Genomic DNA, 20,236 nt, shown 5'->3' with positions numbered 1-20,236 from the left:
CGACCGGCAACCTTTGTTGCCGCGTCGCTTGGCTAGTTCCCAAGGAAAACATCGATGAAGAAAAGCATCGAACGCCAGCTTTTGACCAACAAGAATCGCCGACGAGACATCGGTGCCAAGCGGCGCAATCGTCTGTCGCGACGTGCTTTACGGCACGAGGTGCTTGAGGCGCGACAGCTGCTCGACGCAAATTCTCTGACCTTCGTGCTCGACTTTGTCGAATCCAATCAGGGGCAGCTGGTCGACAAAAGCGGAAACGCGGTCGCTCCGTTCGATGCTTCCAGTTTCGGGTTTGCCCCGGGGGATGAATCGCAAATCGCCAACGCCGTCTTGGCCCAAGTCCGCGCCGGATTTTTGAGCATTCCCGACGCTGGTGAAAACGTCACCAGCCCGCTGGCCAGCGGGCAAGAGCTGGACATCGATATCTATATTGGCGATGTAGGGCAGGCACCGATCAATGGCGCCAGCGAGTATTACACGCTGTTGATTGGCAACACGCTTGGCGGCGTGCCGTTGACTGTCGGTACAACACTGCAAAACGATGTTCGCGATGGCGCTGGCAACCCCAATACGGCGCTCGTGGGCAGTTCGATCGGATCGGTCTTTGTCGACAACATCAGCAGTCAATTCCCCGCCGGCACGTTGACGCCCGCCGATGCCCTGACCTCGGGAGATCTGACCTTCACGTCGCGTTCGATCGCCAATTCCGTGTTACATGAACTTGGCCAAGTGCTGACGCTAACCGACGTGCAAACCGGCGGAGCGCATACATTAGGTGGGTTGTCGCCTGTAATGGGTGTATTGGGTGCATCGGCGCTCGATTCGCAACCGCAGGAGTTCATCAGCACGCGCGAGTTTGCCCTCACGGCGATCAGTCCCGAAGCGGGCGGTGCGGTCGTGAACCCATTGCAGACCTTGATCAACAACATCGGGACGCGAGATAAGGTCGGTTTGCCGGTCGTCGACGACGCGGGCGACGGACCGCAATTGATCGGCATCAATCCCGATGCGGGCAGCTTGTTCGCCAGCACCCAAGACTTTCCCAGCGGCACCGGATCGCTGGATCTGAATACCTTGTCGTCACGTAATCTGTTGAATGTCGCCCCGTCCGAACTGACGTTGCGGTTCGCCAGCGACGATGCGATCGATGAGGCCACGCTGGCCAGCGGTATCGAGATCACCCGTTCGGTCGACGGGATTTTTGGCAATGGCAACGACATTACAATTACGCCTGGCTATTTGGGATTGGATGATACCCAGCGGATCGTGATCGCGCGGTTCAGCGAAACGTTACCCGACGACAGTTATCGTGTCCGCGTGTTCGGGTTCGATGATGTCAGTCGAGACATCGAAGGGGTGCGAACGGTTTCGACAGGGCAAAACGTCGGCGGCTTGCTGTTTGAGCCAGCGAACATCAACGGCATGGAAATCGATGGCGTCAACGACAGTACCGAGACGCTTTACTTCGAATTGGAACTAGGCGCTCAAGTCGTTGCCGTGGTTCCCCAGCCGATTGGCCGCAATGCAGCTGGCGATTTGATCCAAAACAAGAACCAAATCGTCGTCTATTTCAACGACGACGATCTCGCGGCCACAGCGGTTACGACCTCTAGCGATCCTGCGGTCGTGGCCACCCAGCCACGCGTTGTGCAGCCCGACTTCTATCAGTTGATTTTGACGAACGAAACGGTCTCAGGAAACGACGATGTCGTCGTCCTACCGACCAGCATCAGCTACGATCCAAGCCTGGACCGCGCCGTCTTGACGTTTGACCAATACAGCGACGGTTCGACCATCACCGATCTCGGGCAGATTCCCGTATTCGCTGGTAATCCCAGCGGCGCCGCGACCTTCCGGTTGCGCGTGGGCAGTAGCGACGAGGTCGCTTCACGTGATCATGTGATTCGTCCGGTTGAGGTTGATCCCGCGGTGTTGCGGTTCACCGGTACCGCCGCCGACATTAACTTTGTCGATCCTGCGATCTCGCTACTACCTCGCGATCAGATGACCGTTTCATTGACCGACGGAACGAGTGTAACTTTCGAGTTTACCGATTCGGGAACGACGGTCCCTAATCTCCCGATTGTGATCAACGCAGGCATGACAAACGAACAGGTTCGCGACGCGATCCTGGCTGCGCTGGAGTCGCATGCGGCATTGCAGCTTTCTCCGCTGGCAACCCTGGATGGGATCGCCATCGATATACGTGAAGGACAAGTCATCTCGTCGACGAATCCTCGGCTGGGAGTCTCAAGCGACGTAGGCAGCAGTTTCGCCGGGGCCGATACGCTGTCTTTAGGGGCCCTTACGGGGGCGACGTCGACGTTGATCCGTCAAGAGATCCGCGCGCTCGATAGCTATGCGTTGGAGTACCCCGGTGGATTTGATGAGCAGGGGTTGCGTGATTTTGACCAATTGAGCCATTTCACGTTCCAAAATGGTGATGAATTTGATGGCTTGCAAGGGTCTGCAATTTCGCGACTCTACTATAACTTCAATACCAGTCTACCTTATGGACAAGACGGGTTCGGACAAAATTTGTCCAATGCGATCACCGAGGCTCAAAAGCAACGGACGCGGGAGATCTTTGAGGTCTTAGGACAGAACTGGGGTATCGACTTTGTTGAAACCGATTCGCATCGTGTCAACGGTGTCGATGGTGTCAGTCTGACGATCGTCACTGGCAACCTCGTTGTTGCGGGCGTGGAAAGTGGACCCGGCGGCGTTTTCGGGGCGCTAGCCAACACACCTCAAGTCGCACAGCAGGCACATACGTTCGGGCGAACTGTCGTTTTGATGGATGCTGGCGAGTCATGGTTCAACGAGTCAAGTTTGCCCGATCCATTGAACGCTTCGCGGCTCAGCTACTACGCCCACGCGATGAATCTGATCATGTCGGGATTGGGAGTTCAGACTGCCAGCGAAGCCCCTCCCGGTACGGTTGCGTCGGGTGTGATTCGCAACTACACATTGGGCGGTGAAGAGAATCTGTTAGCCGGTGTGACGTATGCCAATAACGGCGTAGCGAATTTAACGGGAGTGAATCCTGTCGAACCCGTTTTGCCTGGGGACATCGACAACGTTTTGGGGCAACATTTGTATCGTCCTGAAAGTCGTGATATTGATGTCTACAGGTTCGAAGTTGCTGAGGCGGGGGTCTTTACCGCGGAGACGTTCGCCGAACGGTTGAACGGATCGGCGAGTTTGTTGGATTCGTACCTGTCGGTGTATCGCAACAACAACGGCGTTCAGGAATTGGTCGCGCGCAACGACAACTATTATGGTGAAGATGCGTTCATCGAATTGAATCTCGAACCGGGTGAATACTTCTTGGCTGTTTCCGCAGCTGGCAACGAAGCGTTTGATCTCGCTTTGGCGGATAGCGGGATGGGGGGAACCAGTGAGGGAACGTATGAGCTGCTTGTCAACTTTGCGCCGAAATCAGTTTCGCAAATCGTCGATACCCGCGGAACTGCGATCGACGGCGATGGCGATGGAACGGCGGGGGGAGAGTTTAATTTCTGGTTCCGTAGCGTTTTGGATGAGGGAGGAGTTGTAGGGCAAACGCCTACGCTGCCGCGCACCCTTTATGTCGATAAATCGCACGCTACCAGCACTGCGTTGGGGCAACGCATCGGTACTCTGGAAAACCCTTATAACAACATTCAGAACGCCTTTGCCGCGGCGCGTCCGGGAGATACGGTGCGGATCGTCGGCAACGGTGGTTTGGATGGTAACGTCACGACGCTAGGCGATAACTTCGCCTATGAAATCGGACGCGGCGGTTCGTTCAACCTGCCATTGTCCGATGGCGCGACGATGGAAGTACCTCAGGGAGTGCATGTCCAGATTGATGCGGGCGCGATCTTTAAGTTGAAGGATGCTCGGATCGTGGCGGGCAGCAGCAGCAGCAGCGTGGACCTTAGCGGTGGGTCGTTGCAAGTTTTGGGGACACCATTTTACGATCCGATTGGTGCTGTCGACACCATCGTTGGTCTTGGAAATGGCGAAGTGCGGTTTACCAGCTATCTCGATCAAACGATCGGCGTGGATACCAATTCGCTGTATACCGAGCCCGCTAGCGGTAACTGGGGCGGTATTGAGTTTAAGAACAACGTTGATAACGCCGAAGGTCGCGCGAACCTGGAACGCCAGGGCATCTTTTTGAATTACGTGGGCCATGCCGATTTCCAGTACGGTGGCGGTCGCGTGACGGTGAACAGTCAGAGCCAAACTGTTAACCCTATTCACTTATCGGCGGCACGACCGACGTTGCTGTACAACGAAATTCAGTTTAGTGCCGATGCGGCGATCAGCGCCGATGGTGACAGTTTCTTAGAGACCAATTTCAATTCGCCGTTGTATCAACGCAATGATGCGTTTGTCAGCGATTACGACCGTGTTGGCCCCGATATCCGCGGTAATGTCTTGCAGGGCAATTCGACCAATGGATTGTTTGTTCGTGTCGATACCCCCTTCGGCCAACCGACACAGCAATTGGTGGTGCCGGCACGTTTTGATGACACCGATATCGTTCACGTGATCGGTGAAAACTTGCTGATTCAAGGAACGCCCGGCGGTCCGATTTTGCAATCGACGCCACCGACATCGACGGGGGTCGTGTCCAGTGCTGCAGCCAATGCTGCCAGTACATTGGCGGCGGGGGCCTACACCTATCGGATCACTTATGTCGATCGGTTCGGTGGCGAATCGCTGCCTAGCGACGCGACAAGCGTTGTGAATGTGGTCGCCGGACAACAGGTTTCGTTGTCGGGGCTACCTGCAGCTACGGGGGATTTTGTAGCCCGTCGGCTTTACCGCAGCCAACCTGGAGGCGGTGGCGTCTACGACTTGGTTGCGGAACTTGACCGTAGCCGAACAACCTACGTCGATCGCGGCGGAAGCTTGGGGGCGACGCTCAATACGTTGGCGGCCACGGCGGAACCCAACGTCGATTCGACGCTTGCCGCGGGGACGCATGTATATCGCGTGGGGCTGCTTAACGACGACCCTAATCTTGGGCAAACCGAAGTCGTCTTCAGCGACGTGATCAACGTGACGACGACGGTAGGACAGCAGGTTCGCTTTGATAATTTGGCGGGACTGGAAACCAGTTCGTCACCGATTACCCAGCTGGGGGCATTGAACACGGGGTTCAGCGGCGAGACTCAGTTCCGTGTCATCTATCGTCTCAATACCGGCACCGGACAATTTGACGTCGTTGGTCTGACCAGCTTGAATCAGACCAGCTTCGTCGACGATGGTACGACGTTGGTTGCCGGAACGCTGACCGGCGTTCAGCCCGCGGACATGCCGGTAATCAACGCCACGCGTTTGCGTGCGCGGCCCGATGCTCGTTTAGCGATCGATCCAGGGATCATCGTCAAAATGGACGGCGCTCGGATTGAAACCGGCTATGGTGCTCAATTGATTGCCGAGGGTACTGATGGCCAGCAGGTACGGTTCACATCGTCTGCGGATGATCGTTTTGGCGCCGGTGGAAGTTTTGACACCAATGGAGATTTGGGAGGTTCCACCCCTGTGGCCGGTGATTGGGGTGGAATTCATATTGGTCCTTTGGGCAGCGTCAGCATCGACCACGCCTACATCGCCTATGCGGGTGGTGTCGTGGAGACTGGGGGTACGTTCGCTGGGTTCAACGCGTTGGAGATCATTCAAGCGGATGGTCGTGTTGCCAATTCCACTTTTGAACACAACGCTTCGGGACTTGGCGGTCAAGCGGGCGTGCAACGTGACGGTCACGGGTTCAACGAACCTGCGGTGATCTTCGTTCGTGGTTCCCAGCCGGTGATCGTCGACAACGTGATCCAGAAGAACAGCGTCGGGTTGACCGCCGCGATCAGCATCAACGTCAATGCGCTCAATAGCGAAATCGTCTTGGATCAGGGGCGTCAGACGGGCGTCGCGGACAACCGCACCGATGTCCGAAATAACTTTGGACCACTGATCGATGGCAATCGTTTGGGTGACAATTCGATTAACGGATTGGCTGTCCGTGGGGGTACCCTGACGACCGAGGTGGTCTGGGATGACACCGATATCGTGCATGTCGTCGATAATTTCCGTCCCGATATGCAAGGGGGGCCCGAGCTAATTCAGATTCCTGATCTATTCAGCTTTGGCGGACTGCGGTTGCAGAGCGATCCACAGGAGAGTTTGGTTGTTAAGTTCGGTGCGGGTGCGGAGATCATCGCTACAGGACGTCCTTTAGATATCGAAGATCGCGTTGGCGGTTCTTTGCATGTCTTGGGCGCACCGGGCTTCCCCGTTGTCTTGACGAGCCTAACCGACGATACCGTTGGCGCGGGATTTGATCCGCTGGGGCAGGCCCTCAGTGATACCAATGGCGACGGCGCGGCGACCTCCGCGGCGGCGGGCGATTGGCAGGGCTTGGTGTTGGACAAGTTCAGCAACGACCGAAATGTCGAGACAGTCAACGAAATCGAATCGCCCGATCGCGTGCTACCACTCACGGCTGCGGGGAACAACGCGAATCCCAGCAGTGCGGAATTCTTGGGGGCGCTGGCCTCCTCGGAAACCAGCAGCGACGAAAACCTGCGGCTTGGTTTCACCGTGCATGGGGTGATCAGCCGTCCGTCGGATGTCGATGTTTACAGTTTCAATGCGGCGGCCGGGACTGAAGTCTGGATCGATATCGACCGTACTTCGTTCTCGCTGGACACCGTCGTTGAAGTTATAAATATCAATGGCGACATCATCGCGCTGAGCGATAACTCTCACTCCGAATCGACGCAAACCACCACCTTGCTGGCCAATGAAAACTTGTTGCCAGCGGATCGTGTCAATGTGCTGCAACGCGATCCTTTTGGTCCCACCAATTCGATCGATGGATCGTTCCGCGATGATTACACGACCAACCTGTTCGACGCGGGGATGCGATTGACCTTGCCGGGATCGGCGGGGACCACCAACACGTTCTTTGTTCGTGTTCGCAGCAATAATCAGGATTCCAGTGATCCACAGCCGCGCGACATTCAAAACGATCCCTCCGACGGAATCGCGTTTGAAAACGACTTGGTTGGTGACGGCCGTACCAGTGGCACTTACCAGTTGCAAGTACGTATCGGCGAACAACAGGAACATGGTGGATCGACGATTCGACAGGCGGAGATTCGCTATGCGACCGCCGGTATCGAAGTGCGTGGACTTCCGCTCCACAGCCCTCTGTTGGGCGAAGCGTCCGAACCGATGACTGGGACCAGCGACGGCAACGATACGATCGGCGGTTCGATCGACCTGGGCTCGCTCAATGCAACTGATCGCGCAGCCCTTTCGGCGGCGGGCCAAATCTTCGACCTCTCGGGTAGCGGCCGCACCGACGACGTCGATTGGTTTGAGTTTCAGGTTGCATCTGATTCGGTGGATCCGTTGGGCGCAGGGGCATTGCACACTCCCGTTGTCATCGACGTCGACTACGCCGATGGCTTGGCCCGACCCAATACCTCGATTTGGCTGTTCGGACGTCCGGATAATTCGACGTCCCCCGCCGGAGAAATCCGGTTGCTCGCGTTTGGTACCGATTCAAATATTTTGGACGATCAAGGCGCTCCGAATCAGGGAGTCGATCAGGATGATTTGTCGCGAGGATCGGGCGGTCCGTTGGATGCTTGGTTGGGGACTATGGAGCTAAACGCCGGGAACTACTACGTTGCCGTCACGAACAACAGTCGGATCAGCGACCAATTGGAGCAGTTCCAGACAGCAAATCCGAGCAATCCGTTGACTCGTGTCGAACCGATCACCAGTGTCCAGCGGATCTCGTCGGATCATGATTTTGATGACAACGGGGTTCAGGACAATTACTTTGGCTTCGGTGGCAATCTCTTTCCGACCACGGGAGCTGCTACCGCGACACCGCCGGTGACCGTTGCGTTTGACGGCAACAGTAATCGCATCGACTATACGCTCAGCGACGTCGTGCTGTACGTGACGACCAGCACCACGCTTTCGACCTACGATCCGTTTACCGGAATCCGTGAATCGGTCGTCTCCAATTCGACCGATGGTGGCACGGTCTACAGCGTTCGCGATATCGCGATGCGACCCGACGGAAACCTGTACGGGTTTGGAGAGAACGGCGCGATCAACGATGCCAACTACGACAGCTTCTTGCGATTGTCGACCGAGGGTGGTGACTCCGAGAAGGTTGGAGATGCGGGGATTGAAACGTATGAACTCAACGACGCGGGGGATGCCGCTGCACGAGCGCGGAGCAATTCGCAAAGCACCACCGCACGCAACGGTGACGGTCTGTCGTTCGAAGCGATCACTTATGTCGGGGCCAACGGAAACAGTACTTCTCTCGGGCAGAATGCTGACGATCTGGCATTGATTTCGGTCTCGCAGCGCGCCGATTCCAGCGTCGATGCTTTGCACGACACGAATTGGATATTTCGACACAATCCGTCCAATGGTACAGGGATCAGCACCCCCAGCGGCGATCGCACCAACGCAAACGGCGTGGTGGACGGACCAGGGCCGTATGAATCGGGGACCGAAGTCGTCGAACGGGGATACATCAACACGGACATCGATGAGATTGCCAATACGCAAAGTGCGATAATCAACGTTGGATCGGCTGCATCGATTCTCGACACGGATCTGCTCTCGGTCATGCGGTTCGGCACGACGGCGACGTTGGAGTTCGATGCGGGACTTTCGATCGATTTCGATCTCAACTTGGGGATGTTGTCTGACGGCGATCTCGTCTCGATCGACGATTCCAATGGTGGAACTCATCTGATTGAGATCGATACCGGAGTCATCCTCCAAGCGTCGCAGGCGGGTGGTTTCACAAACATCAGTGATGGCGACACGTTGACGGTGACAACCGCATCGGGATTCCCGATCGAGTTTGAATTCGACAGCGATAGCACGTTGAACGACCGCAACCGCATCGCAATCAATTTTCAAGCGACCGATTCGCCTGCGACGATCGCGGCCGCGGTCGCAACCGCGGTGAATTTGTTGGACATTGACGGTTTGTCGGCCGTTGCTTCGGCGGATCTGGTCGACATCACCGGTGAACAATCGATCACAGTGCTCTCGAGTGGCCTGACAACGATTGGCGCTGCGGGAATTGTTACTGCTGGTGCCATTCCGCTGTCGATCAACGCGTTTGCGTCGAGCCAACAGATCGCCGAAGCGTTTGGCACTTTCGAAGGTGTGAACTTCGGCTTTAACTTAGATTCCGTGGCCAATGGCTCGTCGGCCACTTTCGCGGGTGCGACAGCTATCAGCGTGCTCACCGCTTCGGCTACCTATATGACGGTCTCGGGCGATCCGTTGACCGCGGGCGTGCAGCCGGGCAACCTGCCTGTGGCAATGGTTGTTGGGGAATCCGAGGGTGAGCTGGCGACGCGATTGGCTGAATTCTTGAAGTCGATAAATTTTGATGTCGACCAATACGGTACCAAGCTCGTCGCGGTCGATGGATTCTTCAATCATGCGGGGATCAGCGCTGCCTTTGACGTGCAAGATTCACCCGGCGGCGGAGAGATCACCGGTCTGGCTTCGGTTGAAACGAATGCCTTCAGCGGCGGCGGAGACCGCGTCGAATTGTTTGCGGTTAGCGAGTTTGGAGATCTGTATCGCGTCGTCGGCAACACTGGTGGCAGTGCATTCCAACTTGGTTCATCCAGCAATCGTGGCGACTACATTGCTACGTTGACCGATGCCAGCGGCAATGCAATTCGCTTTTCGGGGCTAACCGTTGGGCCACGAAATCTCGAAGAAGGCCGCCTGAGCGAGACGTTGTTTGGCGTTGCCACCGACGGAACGATCTATGCGTTTGACACGATGGGGCGGCCTCAAGCTGTCTTTGCCAATGGGCAAACTTCGCTGCGAACCAATCAATCGGGAGTGACGGGGCTTGCCTTCTCGAACCTCGATGTCAACCTATGGCACGTCTCCAATAGCAGTCCAGTCGCGAGCGGTGTCGCGAGCGATCAAGATGGCGTGGGGGTCGACCCATCGCCTGATGGCAACACCTTCCGAAATATCGAAGGTTCGGCAGGCGGCAACCACCTGTATTTTGGTTTCGAGAATCCACGCTCTTCGGGCAACGATATTCAAACGGGTGAGTGGGACGGAATCTACGACATCGGGAACACGGGAATTGTCGGGGATTATTCTGGCGACTACCTGACGTACAACTTCCCCGGCGGTGCGTTGGGGTCGATGGAGAGCAATCCGTTGGATCTATCGGCGTACAGTTCGGCCGATCGACCCGCGCTCTACTTCAATTATTATCTTGAAACCGAAAACGCGAATGACGATCTGCCGGGGGACAGCGGCACCAACCATGACGACTGGATGCTTGATTCGTTGCGCGTGTTTGCGGCGGGTGAAGACGGTGTTTGGCGTTTGCTTGCGACGAACAATAGCGACCGGTCCGATGCCGGTGGTTCACCCGACGGATTCAATACGAATGCCGGTTTGAATCCACGGCAACCGCAAGCCATCAACAATGGCAGCTCGGATGAATTCGACGAACTCACCGCTGGCGGAACCGATCTCGTCCAGGAACTTTATGACGTGGGAGACAATGGAGCTCCCGACAGCTGGCGTCAAGCACGTGTTTCGCTAGACGATTTCGCAGGACAATCGGGCGTTCGTATTCGCTTTGACTTCTCAACTGCGGGGTCGATGGGGATCGGAGATCCATTCGAAGGTGGCGAGGAGTTGCGTGCTGTCGCCGGATCGCAAATCGCCGATGGGCAAACGATGCGGTTGCGAAATGCTTCGAACTTTTCCACGACGACATTTGAATTTGACAGTGGATTGGAACTGCGTATCCCCAGCGCTGTCAGTATTCCTTCTGGCGAATATCTACAAATCGATGGTCACCGTTTCACCTTCCAGCAGGGCGGTGCTGAGGTGGACGGGGACGGCGTCATCAACTTCAGTTTGACTGACACTCCGGCAATGATTGCGGGGCGTTTGCAAGCGGAACTGTTGAGTGCTGGCCTAACGTCCTATCTGGACACAACGTTGGGGAACCGGTTGAGTGTGGCTGGGGTTACGAACAGTCGCGGTTCGGTCGACCTGCCCACCGGAATGATCGTGGGACAGCCAGGTGTTGCCGTTGGAAATACTCCGGTCTTTGTCCATTCAGGGATGACAGCCGAAGAGGTTGCGCTGGCCGTGCAGAAGAGTTTTGCCGAAGCGTTAAACGTCACCGAGTCGCAAGACGTCACCGCTTCCTATCCGATTCGCAACGGTTATCTGATCAAAGTTTACGGTTACAACGTCCTTGATTCAGGCCCCTTGGGACTTTCGCAACATGGTTCCGGTGGGAATGCCCTGCCTGGGGATGAGTTCGGGCAATTTGCTTCCAGCAGTCTCGACAATTCCTTCCGTGCGCAAAATAACGCATTCCGCGGCGTCTATTTGGACGACATCATCGTCGGTTTCCGCGAACGCGGTGAAATGGTGATTAATTCCCAGGCCGACCAAACCGCGTTTGTAAACAACTTGGATTACGAACCGGTTCTGCGCAACGGTGTGAAAGCGGAGACCGATTTGGGATATTACCAAGTCGAGATCCGTATCGGTGCCGACTATGGAACCGAACCAGATGGTTTTGTTCGCGATCTATATATTAACCGTACTTTCGACACCAATGATCGTCTGGCAACCGCCGTTTCGCTCAACGCGCCATCGCCGGATCAAGTTTACGACGGTCAGACGTTTACGCTGTCCGATGGCACCAATACCGTAACGTTCGAATTTGATGACACGACCATATTGCCCGGGCAGCCCGGAAGTGGTGTCACTGCAGGCAACGTGCGGGTGCCATTTGATCCATCGGGTACCATGTCACGTGCTGCGTTGGGACGTAGTATTCGGGATGCGATCAATGGTGCTCAGGCTCAAGAAACGCTTGCCGTTTCCGCTTCGATGTCTGATGGGTCCGTCAATGGATCGACCACGGTGTTGGGCTCGCCGAGCAATTCGCATGTGATCTCCTTACATGGCGTTGTTGCCGTCGATAACTTTGGCAGTTCCAATTTTGCCGACTTGAACAACCAGTTGCCAACGGCGACCGATGCCGCTGGAAATCTGATTCCTGACGACTACATCCTGCATGGCGTCGATATCTTCAATAGCGTTGATGGTGGCGATCGAAACCGCAAACGCGACCAAGGCCAAATCTTATTGCAGGGCAACGTGATCACGGATGCCTTGACCTATGGCATCAATATCATTCCTGGCGATCGAGATACGGCGATCTCCCCGTTGGCGGGGACGTTACCGCACGCTGGACCGCCACGAGCGACTCAAGAGTTCAACGATGAACGTTTAGCACCCGGCGTCTCCGTCTTCAACAACATTGTCGTTGCGAGCGGTACCGCAGGGATTCGGATTTCTGGGGAAGCGACCGACGATGCGGCGGTTCCGATGGCACGGATCGTTAACAACACGGTCTATGGAACCGGTTCAGGGATTGGTATTCAAGTCGAAAACAATGCGGGACCGACGCTCAGCAACAATATCGTCGCAAACGTTACAACGGGTGTTCAGGTCGATAGCTCAAGCAATGCTACGACTGAAATCAGTACCTCGTTATATTATCGCACTGGCACCGCGAGCACGTATCGTGGTGGCGATCTGGGGACATCGTCGGTCTTGATTGCCGATGCGACGACGCCTGTATTTGTCGATCCCGACAATCGCAATTTCTACCCAGTGCTCGATTCTCCCGCGATCGATAGTTCGCGCGAAGTGATCACCGATCGTAGCTACATGCTGACGATTAAGGGGCCACTGGGGATTGGGGCCTCGCCGATCGTGGCCCCCAATCGCGATGTGACGGGCCAATTCCGAACCGACGATCCCAATAGCCCTTCGTCTGGTACCGGGCAGAACGTTTTCAAAGATCTGGGTGCCTTCGAACGTTCAGACTTTGATGGTCCGGTGGCATTGTTGATCACGCCCCAAGACAACGACAGTGGCGGGCAAGACAAGGATCCCAACGATACCTATGTGCAATGGGTGCAAGGGACGTTGAATGTCTTTGAGATCTTGATCTCCGATATCAACGGAACGGGGCCTGATGTTGCGACGATCGATCCCGATTTTGGTCCTGCCCCCGATCCGAATGATCCGGCGATCGATCTATCGGCTGTCAGCATTACCGAAAACGGACGCCTGTTGACCGAAGGTGTTGATTATTCGCTTGGATTCTCGCCGACCAACAGCAAGATTCTGTTGACGCCGCTGACCGGCATTTGGCGTCCCGAGAGCATCTATGAGATCACGCTGAACAATCGCGACCGCATGGTCCTGACCGCTCCGGCTGGATCAGAGGTTCAGGATGGCGACCAGATCCAAATCGTTGACGAAAACGGCGTCGAAGCGACCTTGGAATTCGACAGCGGCTATGTGTTGGTTGTCCCGCAAACCTTGACGATCGTCGTGCCTGCCAACGGCGGCAGCGGCGTCCAGGACGGCGAAACGTTTACGATCAATGATGCCGGTACGCTCCGCGTCTTTGAATTGAACAGCGATTCGAACGTGACCGCATCGCGAACACGTGTTGACTTTGCGGTGAGCGACACCGCGACGCAATTGCGCGACAAGATTTTGACCGCCATGACCACGTTGTTGGCGAGCCTGCCAGCGAACGAAACCACCCAGCTTCAACCGGTCGCGGTGTCCGGCGACAAAATCCAAATCGGTAATTCTCCATCGATTGCACTCACGACGACCGGCGATACGCAGTTGGGACTCTCGCAGCAAGGCGTTGCTGCGGGTGTGACGGATGGTCAGTTGATATCGGTCACCCATCCGGGCGGCTCGACTGTCTTTGAATTTGATACCGATGCCGTCTCCACCATCGCCGCGGACCATCGCCGTATTCCGATTCAAGCGACCGCAACCCACGAGCAAATCGCTGCGGCGATCGCGCAAGCGGTCCGCAGTGCAGGAGTCGGCCTCGATTCGGCACGCGATCTGGGGCAAGGAGTGGTGCAACTGGGGGGCACGTCCGCAGTGACCGTCGACGTGACGAATTCGACGTTGGTCCCGTACGGTACCCCAGGCGTCGAGGAAAGTTTGCAATTGACGGTTCCGGTAGACTCTGCTGGGTTCCCCACGGTCAGCGATGGGACCAGCTTCACGTTGACCGTCGGCGCCGCAACGGTTCGCTATGAATTCAACGACTTGAACGTCAATCCGGCGACCACTCCCGGTACCCAGGTGATTGGGCTAACGAAGCCCGATCCGGTCAATCCTGGTCTGTTCGTGTTGCGTACTGCAGATGAACTGGCCGTCGAAATTGCGAGTGTCATCCAAAATTCGAGTCTCGATCTTGAGCCCACCGCGACCTCCGGCGGCGTCGTTGAATTGAATGAACCGCTGGGGACGACGTTTGATCTGAACAACAGTGGTCTGGTGGCCAGTGGGGTTGCGGGGGGAGCGATTCCCGTCGCCTTCAGTCCGTTGAATTTCACCAGCAGCCAAATGGCATTGGAACTGGTTCGTGCGATCAATGGCATCGATATCGTATCGGATCCGAACGATGGGCCGTTTGTCGGCTTGGCATCTCTGCGAGGCAGCGACACCTTGTTCCTCAGTGGCGTGACGAGTGTTGTCGATGCAAACAACCTCCTTGGTGTGAGCAACGTGTCGGCGATCCGCGATATCGCAGGGAATGCGCTGAGCCCGAATCGTGCCAACAGCGAAACGCAGTTCACGATTCTTACCCCCGGCTTGTCGCTCGATTTCGGGGACGCACCGTTTGCGTCGCTGTTGGCCGACAACGGTGCCCGACACGTGGTCGTGGATGGAAGCGTGTACTTGGGGACGGTCCCAACGACAACCGAAACCGACGCAAATGCGGTTGGAACATCCGCCGATGGCGATGCCGCCGAAGATGGTGTGGACTTCACCGAAGCCTTCTTTAGTCCTTATTACACCTCCTCGGTGATCCACGTTAGTGTGCAGGGCGACGGTGTCTTAGATGGTTGGGTTGACTTCAATCGCGACGGCGACTTCGACGACGTGGGTGAGCAGGTCGTCTCGATGCGACAAGTTTCGACCGGCACCGAAACGATTGCCCTCGCGGCGCCTTCGCTTGACGGGTTTGTTCCTGGGCTTACCTATGCCCGCTTCCGCGTCAGCCAGACTGGCGGTCTCAGTAGCACGGGCGTTGCCGTCGGAGGCGAGGTCGAAGATTATTTGGTTGAGAATCTTGCTGGACGGCCCCCCGTGGCTAATCCCGGTGGTGTTGTCGATGCGTATACAACCGCCGAGGACACACCATTGAGCGTTGCGACCCCGTCGCTGGGGATTTTGCAAAACGACGGTCCGGGGCTGTCGATTTTCGATGCCGATAGTACCGGTTTCCCGAAACAGATCGAGATCGGTGGTGGTGCGGTTGGGGCCGTGCAATTGAACAGTGACGGTACGTTCAACTTCACACCGGCTGAGAATTTCTACGGGACGGGCACATTCACCTATCGCGCGTTCAATGGCGTGATGCCTTCGAACGAATTGGGCACAGTGACCCTCACCGTCACTCCGGTCAACGATGAACCGGTAGCTGTCGATGATCCCGCCGGCACTCCTGCCTTCCGCTATCTGGAAGACCAGGTTGTTCGGATTCCTTGGTCGGTATTGTTGGCAAACGATGGTGGATTCCCCGCCAACGAAGCTGCCTTGGAGAATTTGCGGATTTCGTCGGTCGCCGGCATTACGCCTTCGCTGCCCGGGACACCCACGGTTCCCGTCACGGTGCGGATTATCGACGATAGCAGCACAACCGAACCAATGGTCGAGATCATCCCGCAGCAGCACTCGGTCGGTATCGCTCAGTTCATCTATCATGTGACTGACGACGGAACAACCGATGGTTCCGCCGATCCGAAACAGTCGGCGATCCCCGCAACGGTCACGTTGGAGTTCTTGAAAGTCAACGATGCTCCAGTGCCTGACGAAGCCGCGCACGCGGGATTGAATTTGACGGTGTCGGAAGACTTGCCGTACGATATCTCGATCGATTCGATCTTGAACGACGATGATCCCGCGCCCAACCGGATCAGTGATCGCGACATCTTCGAACTTACGTATCAGGAAGTTGTGTTGTCACCGGACGCGGAGGGTTTGTTCCCCGGTGGAATTCAATTGGCCACCGAAAACGGAGGGACTGCCGTCCTCGTGACGGATACCGCGGGGGATCTTGTCATCCGCTACACGCCGCCATCGAACTTCTTCGGCACCGATGCGATCTTCTACCGCATCGGCGATGTTGACACGGCGACCAATGGCTTTGAACCACCGGCTTCGGCACCGCAAAGCGGTCTGCCTCAATCGTACCTGCCGACCACCGCGCCGGCAGATCCCAACAACCCACCAGCGAACTACCTGCAGTTGGCCGATGGCAGTTGGGTGCGTTTGCAAGACGATGCCAAGGCAACGGTTGGCCGCATCACGTTGACGGTGACCCCTGTCAATGACGCCCCCGTGATCGCCACGACTCAGTTTGAAACACTGGAAGACACGCCCGTCGTGTTCAGCGACGCGCTTGCCAGTTTTGGGATCGCCGACGGCCCCAATGAATCGGGCAACGTCACGATTTCGGCGACCGGTAACATCACGACGACGACCCAGGGAGGAACGATTGCGATCGTTGGCAATCAGCTGACCTACACGCCGCCAGCCAACTTCTTCGGTTTGGACGTGCTTCGCCTGACACTTACCGACAGTGCGAATCCTGCCCTCAATACCGATGTCGAAATCACCGCGACCGTCCGTCCTGTGAACGACGCTCCCTTCGATCCGACCGCGGCAACGCCGACGGTGGTCAATGCGATCGAAGACAATACGAATCTGGTCATCGACTTGGCGCCATTGTTCACCGACAAATTGGTCAACCAGTTTGGGACCGATGAATCGACCGATCCGGATAACGTCGGCAATGTTCCGCAAAGTTTGGTCGTTCAAGGCGTCCGGCTTGGAGCGGGGGCGCCGTCGGGAGCGGCTGTATCGCTGTTGAGCAATGGCAGTGTGCGGGTGACGTTGCCGCAGAATTACTTCACCGAGATCGATGCCATGACATCGGCGCAACCCCCTTTGAATCTGATCTACACACTCAGCGATCAGGGGATCAGCTATGTTGGGGATGGTAGCGGTGGCTTTGTCGCTCAGTCGGACCCCAAGACCGTCGATGTGCCGCTGCAATTGAAGGTCTTCCCGGTCAACGACGCACCGGTTGGACGCATTCACCGTCTGGTGAATCGTGTCAGCGAAGACACGCCGGTGACGTTGGATGTCAGCGAGCTGATCCCGACCGATGGGATTGTCGCTGGTTTGAATGTTGGTCAATCGTTGCCAGGTACGTTTGATTCGGCGGGGCCCAACGAAGATCTAGGCGGCAATGCCATCAAGGACACCGCAGGCGAAACGTTGTCGCAACATCTGGCGGTACGATCCCCCAATAGCGGTTCGAATGTCATCACGACGTCGCGTGGCGGGACCGTGGAATTCATCGATACCGACAACGATACGACGAACGGTTTCGAGCAGGTGCTTTATACGCCACCGTTGAACTTCGCTAGTTCCTCCACGTCAGTTGTCGATACGTTCACCTACACGATCCAGGACGATGGGGCGACGTTTACCTTGGACGCCAACGGTAATCCGGTTGCGACTTCGTCGCCGTTGCAAGCGACTGGAACCGTCGAAATTCAAGTCACGCCGGTCAACGATCCGCCGCAGTTTGTGATCGATGAAAACGTTTCGGTCAGTGAGGATACGACACTTTACGATCCTAACGATCCTGGACACGTCACACTGTCAGGCTTTGTGAAGTCGGTTCGCCCAGGACCTGCGGATGCTTTGGATGAAGTGTCGCAGAACGTAAGGTTCGAGGTGACGACGACCAACCCAGGGTTGTTTGATCAGAAGTTCGTCGATGAATCGGGTGTCGTGACCCAACGTCCGGACATCAGCATTTCCGCCGCTGGCGATTTGGAATTCAATCTACAATTGAATCAAAACGGCAGTGCGGTGGTGACCGTCGTCGCGATCGATGACGATCCCGCCAATCCGTTGCAATCGACTTCGCAGCAGTTCACGATCACCGTCGGTGCGGTCAATGACCCGCCGGAGTTTGGGTATCCCAACGCTCCCGATGCGCCGTTGACGATTCAAGTGGCCGAGGGAAGTGGATTCTATTTGGATTCCGACTGGGCTTCCCCAATCGCTGCCGGTCCGGCATCGGCCCTGGATGAACAATCGCAGTCGGTTCGATTTAACGTGACCACCGATCGACCGGAATTGTTTGTCTTGGAACCGTCGATCACTTCGGCGGGAGCGTTGCGGTTCACGCCCGCACCGAATCAACATGGCGAGGCTGTGGTAACGGTCACTGCCGTCGACACCGGGCCGACCGGCGGCGACAACATCAGCAGTTCACAGCCGGTTGTATTGACCATCTCCATCGTTCCCGTGAACGATATCCCCGTCCCGGTCAACGATACCTATGCCGCCAATGAAAACGCTCTGTTGGAGATTACAGGGCCCGGCGTGGTGGCCAACGATACCGATTTCGATGGCGATGTTTTGTACGTCAATGCCTTTGGCGGAATGAGTCCTGGCGTCTTGACCGGAACGACCGCGTTGGGAGCGACGGTGACGTTTGCCGTCAACGACCAAAATCAAGCCGAGGGTGGATTCATTTACGATCCGACGGGGTCGGCGACGTTGGATCGATTGACTGATGGTGAATCGTTGGTCGATTCCTTCACCTACCAAGTGGTGGATGAGACCGGAGTCGTCGGTCTGACAGCGGGCCGCGTATCGATCACCGTCGCCGGTCGCAACGACGCCCCGCGTCTAGTGAACAATGCGATTCGGGTAGCCAGCAACCGCGTCACGATCATCGATGTGTTGGATCTTGTCGAAGATCCCGAAGCTTCCGGTGTAGATGCCGCATCGCTTGCGGTCACCCTTTCGGCGCTCAACGGCACGTTGACAAACAACGGGGATGGTACGCTTAGCTACAACCCACGGGAGAACTTTAAAGGTTCCGATTCGTTCCAGTTTACGATCGCCGACGTGGAAGGAAATCGCAGCACTTCGCAGACGCTGATGTTGGAGGTGGGAGAAACACCGATCTCGGCCAGCGATGTGGTTCGAACATCGATCAACCGATCGGTCGATATCGATGTGTTGGCGAACGATCAAGGAGTCGCGGGAGTCTTGGATCCCACCAGTTTGCGAATCACAACGCAACCTGCCGAAGCGGTTGGGCGTGTGGAAGTCCAGGCGAATGGGATCGTGCGATTTACCCCAGCGAATAATTTTGTCGGCACCGCTCAATTCCGATACACCGTCGCGGATGAATTTGGGGTAACGTCTGACCCTGCCAGCGTCGTTGTCTTGGTCTCGCTTAGTGCGGGGCAGAACAGCAGCAACATCCGAGACGTCAACGGTAGTGGAGAGGTCTCGCCGATCGATGCCTTGATCGTCATCAATCATCTCAATAAAAACATCTCCAACGATGTTGAGACCTTGGTCGATAACGGCACGATCTCGATCTCCGATGGGCCGTTCATGGACGTTAATGGAGACGGCGTGATAACGCCGATCGACGCGTTGACGGTTATCAACTACCTCAACGGGGTCAACGGTCTCAATGGCGAATACCAGTCGCTGGCGGCACCGGATATCTCGTCGGTGGTTGTCGGTGCTGCGGGTTGGATGCAACCGGAGGTGGACGAGCCTGAAGAGTTGACCCCCGAAGCGGCTACCGTGATCGCGTTGGGACAGCTGGTCGAAGAGGCTGGCGGGATCGAAATCGATCCAATCATCGATGAACTCGCCGATTCGCGAGAAGATCAACCCCTTGCCGAAGAACTCGACGAGTTCTGGAGCAACTTCTAAAGCCTGAAGATCCGCGAAAGAATCGGTTCAAAGCCTGTTAATTTGGGCCGATTCTAGGGATTCTGAGGACAATTCCGACACTTGGTCGTTATCCCCGTAACACCCCATTGCGGCGAGTGATCGCGGCGGGGCTGGGCCACTGCGCGTAGCGACCTAAGAACGGCGAATGGCTTCGCAGATTCCGGTCGTAACGATTTGTGCGATTTTATTGCACGAACCATAGTGTGTAGATACTATGGTCGCTTCCCCACTTGTTGGGTAATGGCTCCCGTGTAGAGAGTGAACGCAGTATGGCTGCGTAGTT

At 56.4% G+C, this 20,236-nt stretch carries 1 protein-coding gene; it reads left to right on the top strand.

Translation table 11 applies throughout. The features are described from left to right. Positions 1–54 precede the first annotated feature (54 nt). On the top strand, positions 55–19,932 hold the full coding sequence (locus Poly24_RS23845; protein WP_145101589.1) for a tandem-95 repeat protein: 19,878 nt from the start codon (positions 55–57) through the stop codon (positions 19,930–19,932). The last annotated feature ends 304 nt before the right edge of the window (positions 19,933–20,236 follow it).

The organism is Rosistilla carotiformis, from assembly GCF_007753095.1.
Lineage (GTDB): Bacteria > Planctomycetota > Planctomycetia > Pirellulales > Pirellulaceae > Rosistilla > Rosistilla carotiformis.
Note: the sequence above shows the minus strand (reverse complement) of the source record. Positions and strands in the feature narration are given on the sequence as shown.

Coding starts and splice junctions, on each gene's coding strand:
- Poly24_RS23845 (WP_145101589.1), top strand. CDS start 55: ATGAAGAAAAGCATCGAACGCCAGCTTTTGACCAACAAGAATCGCCGA.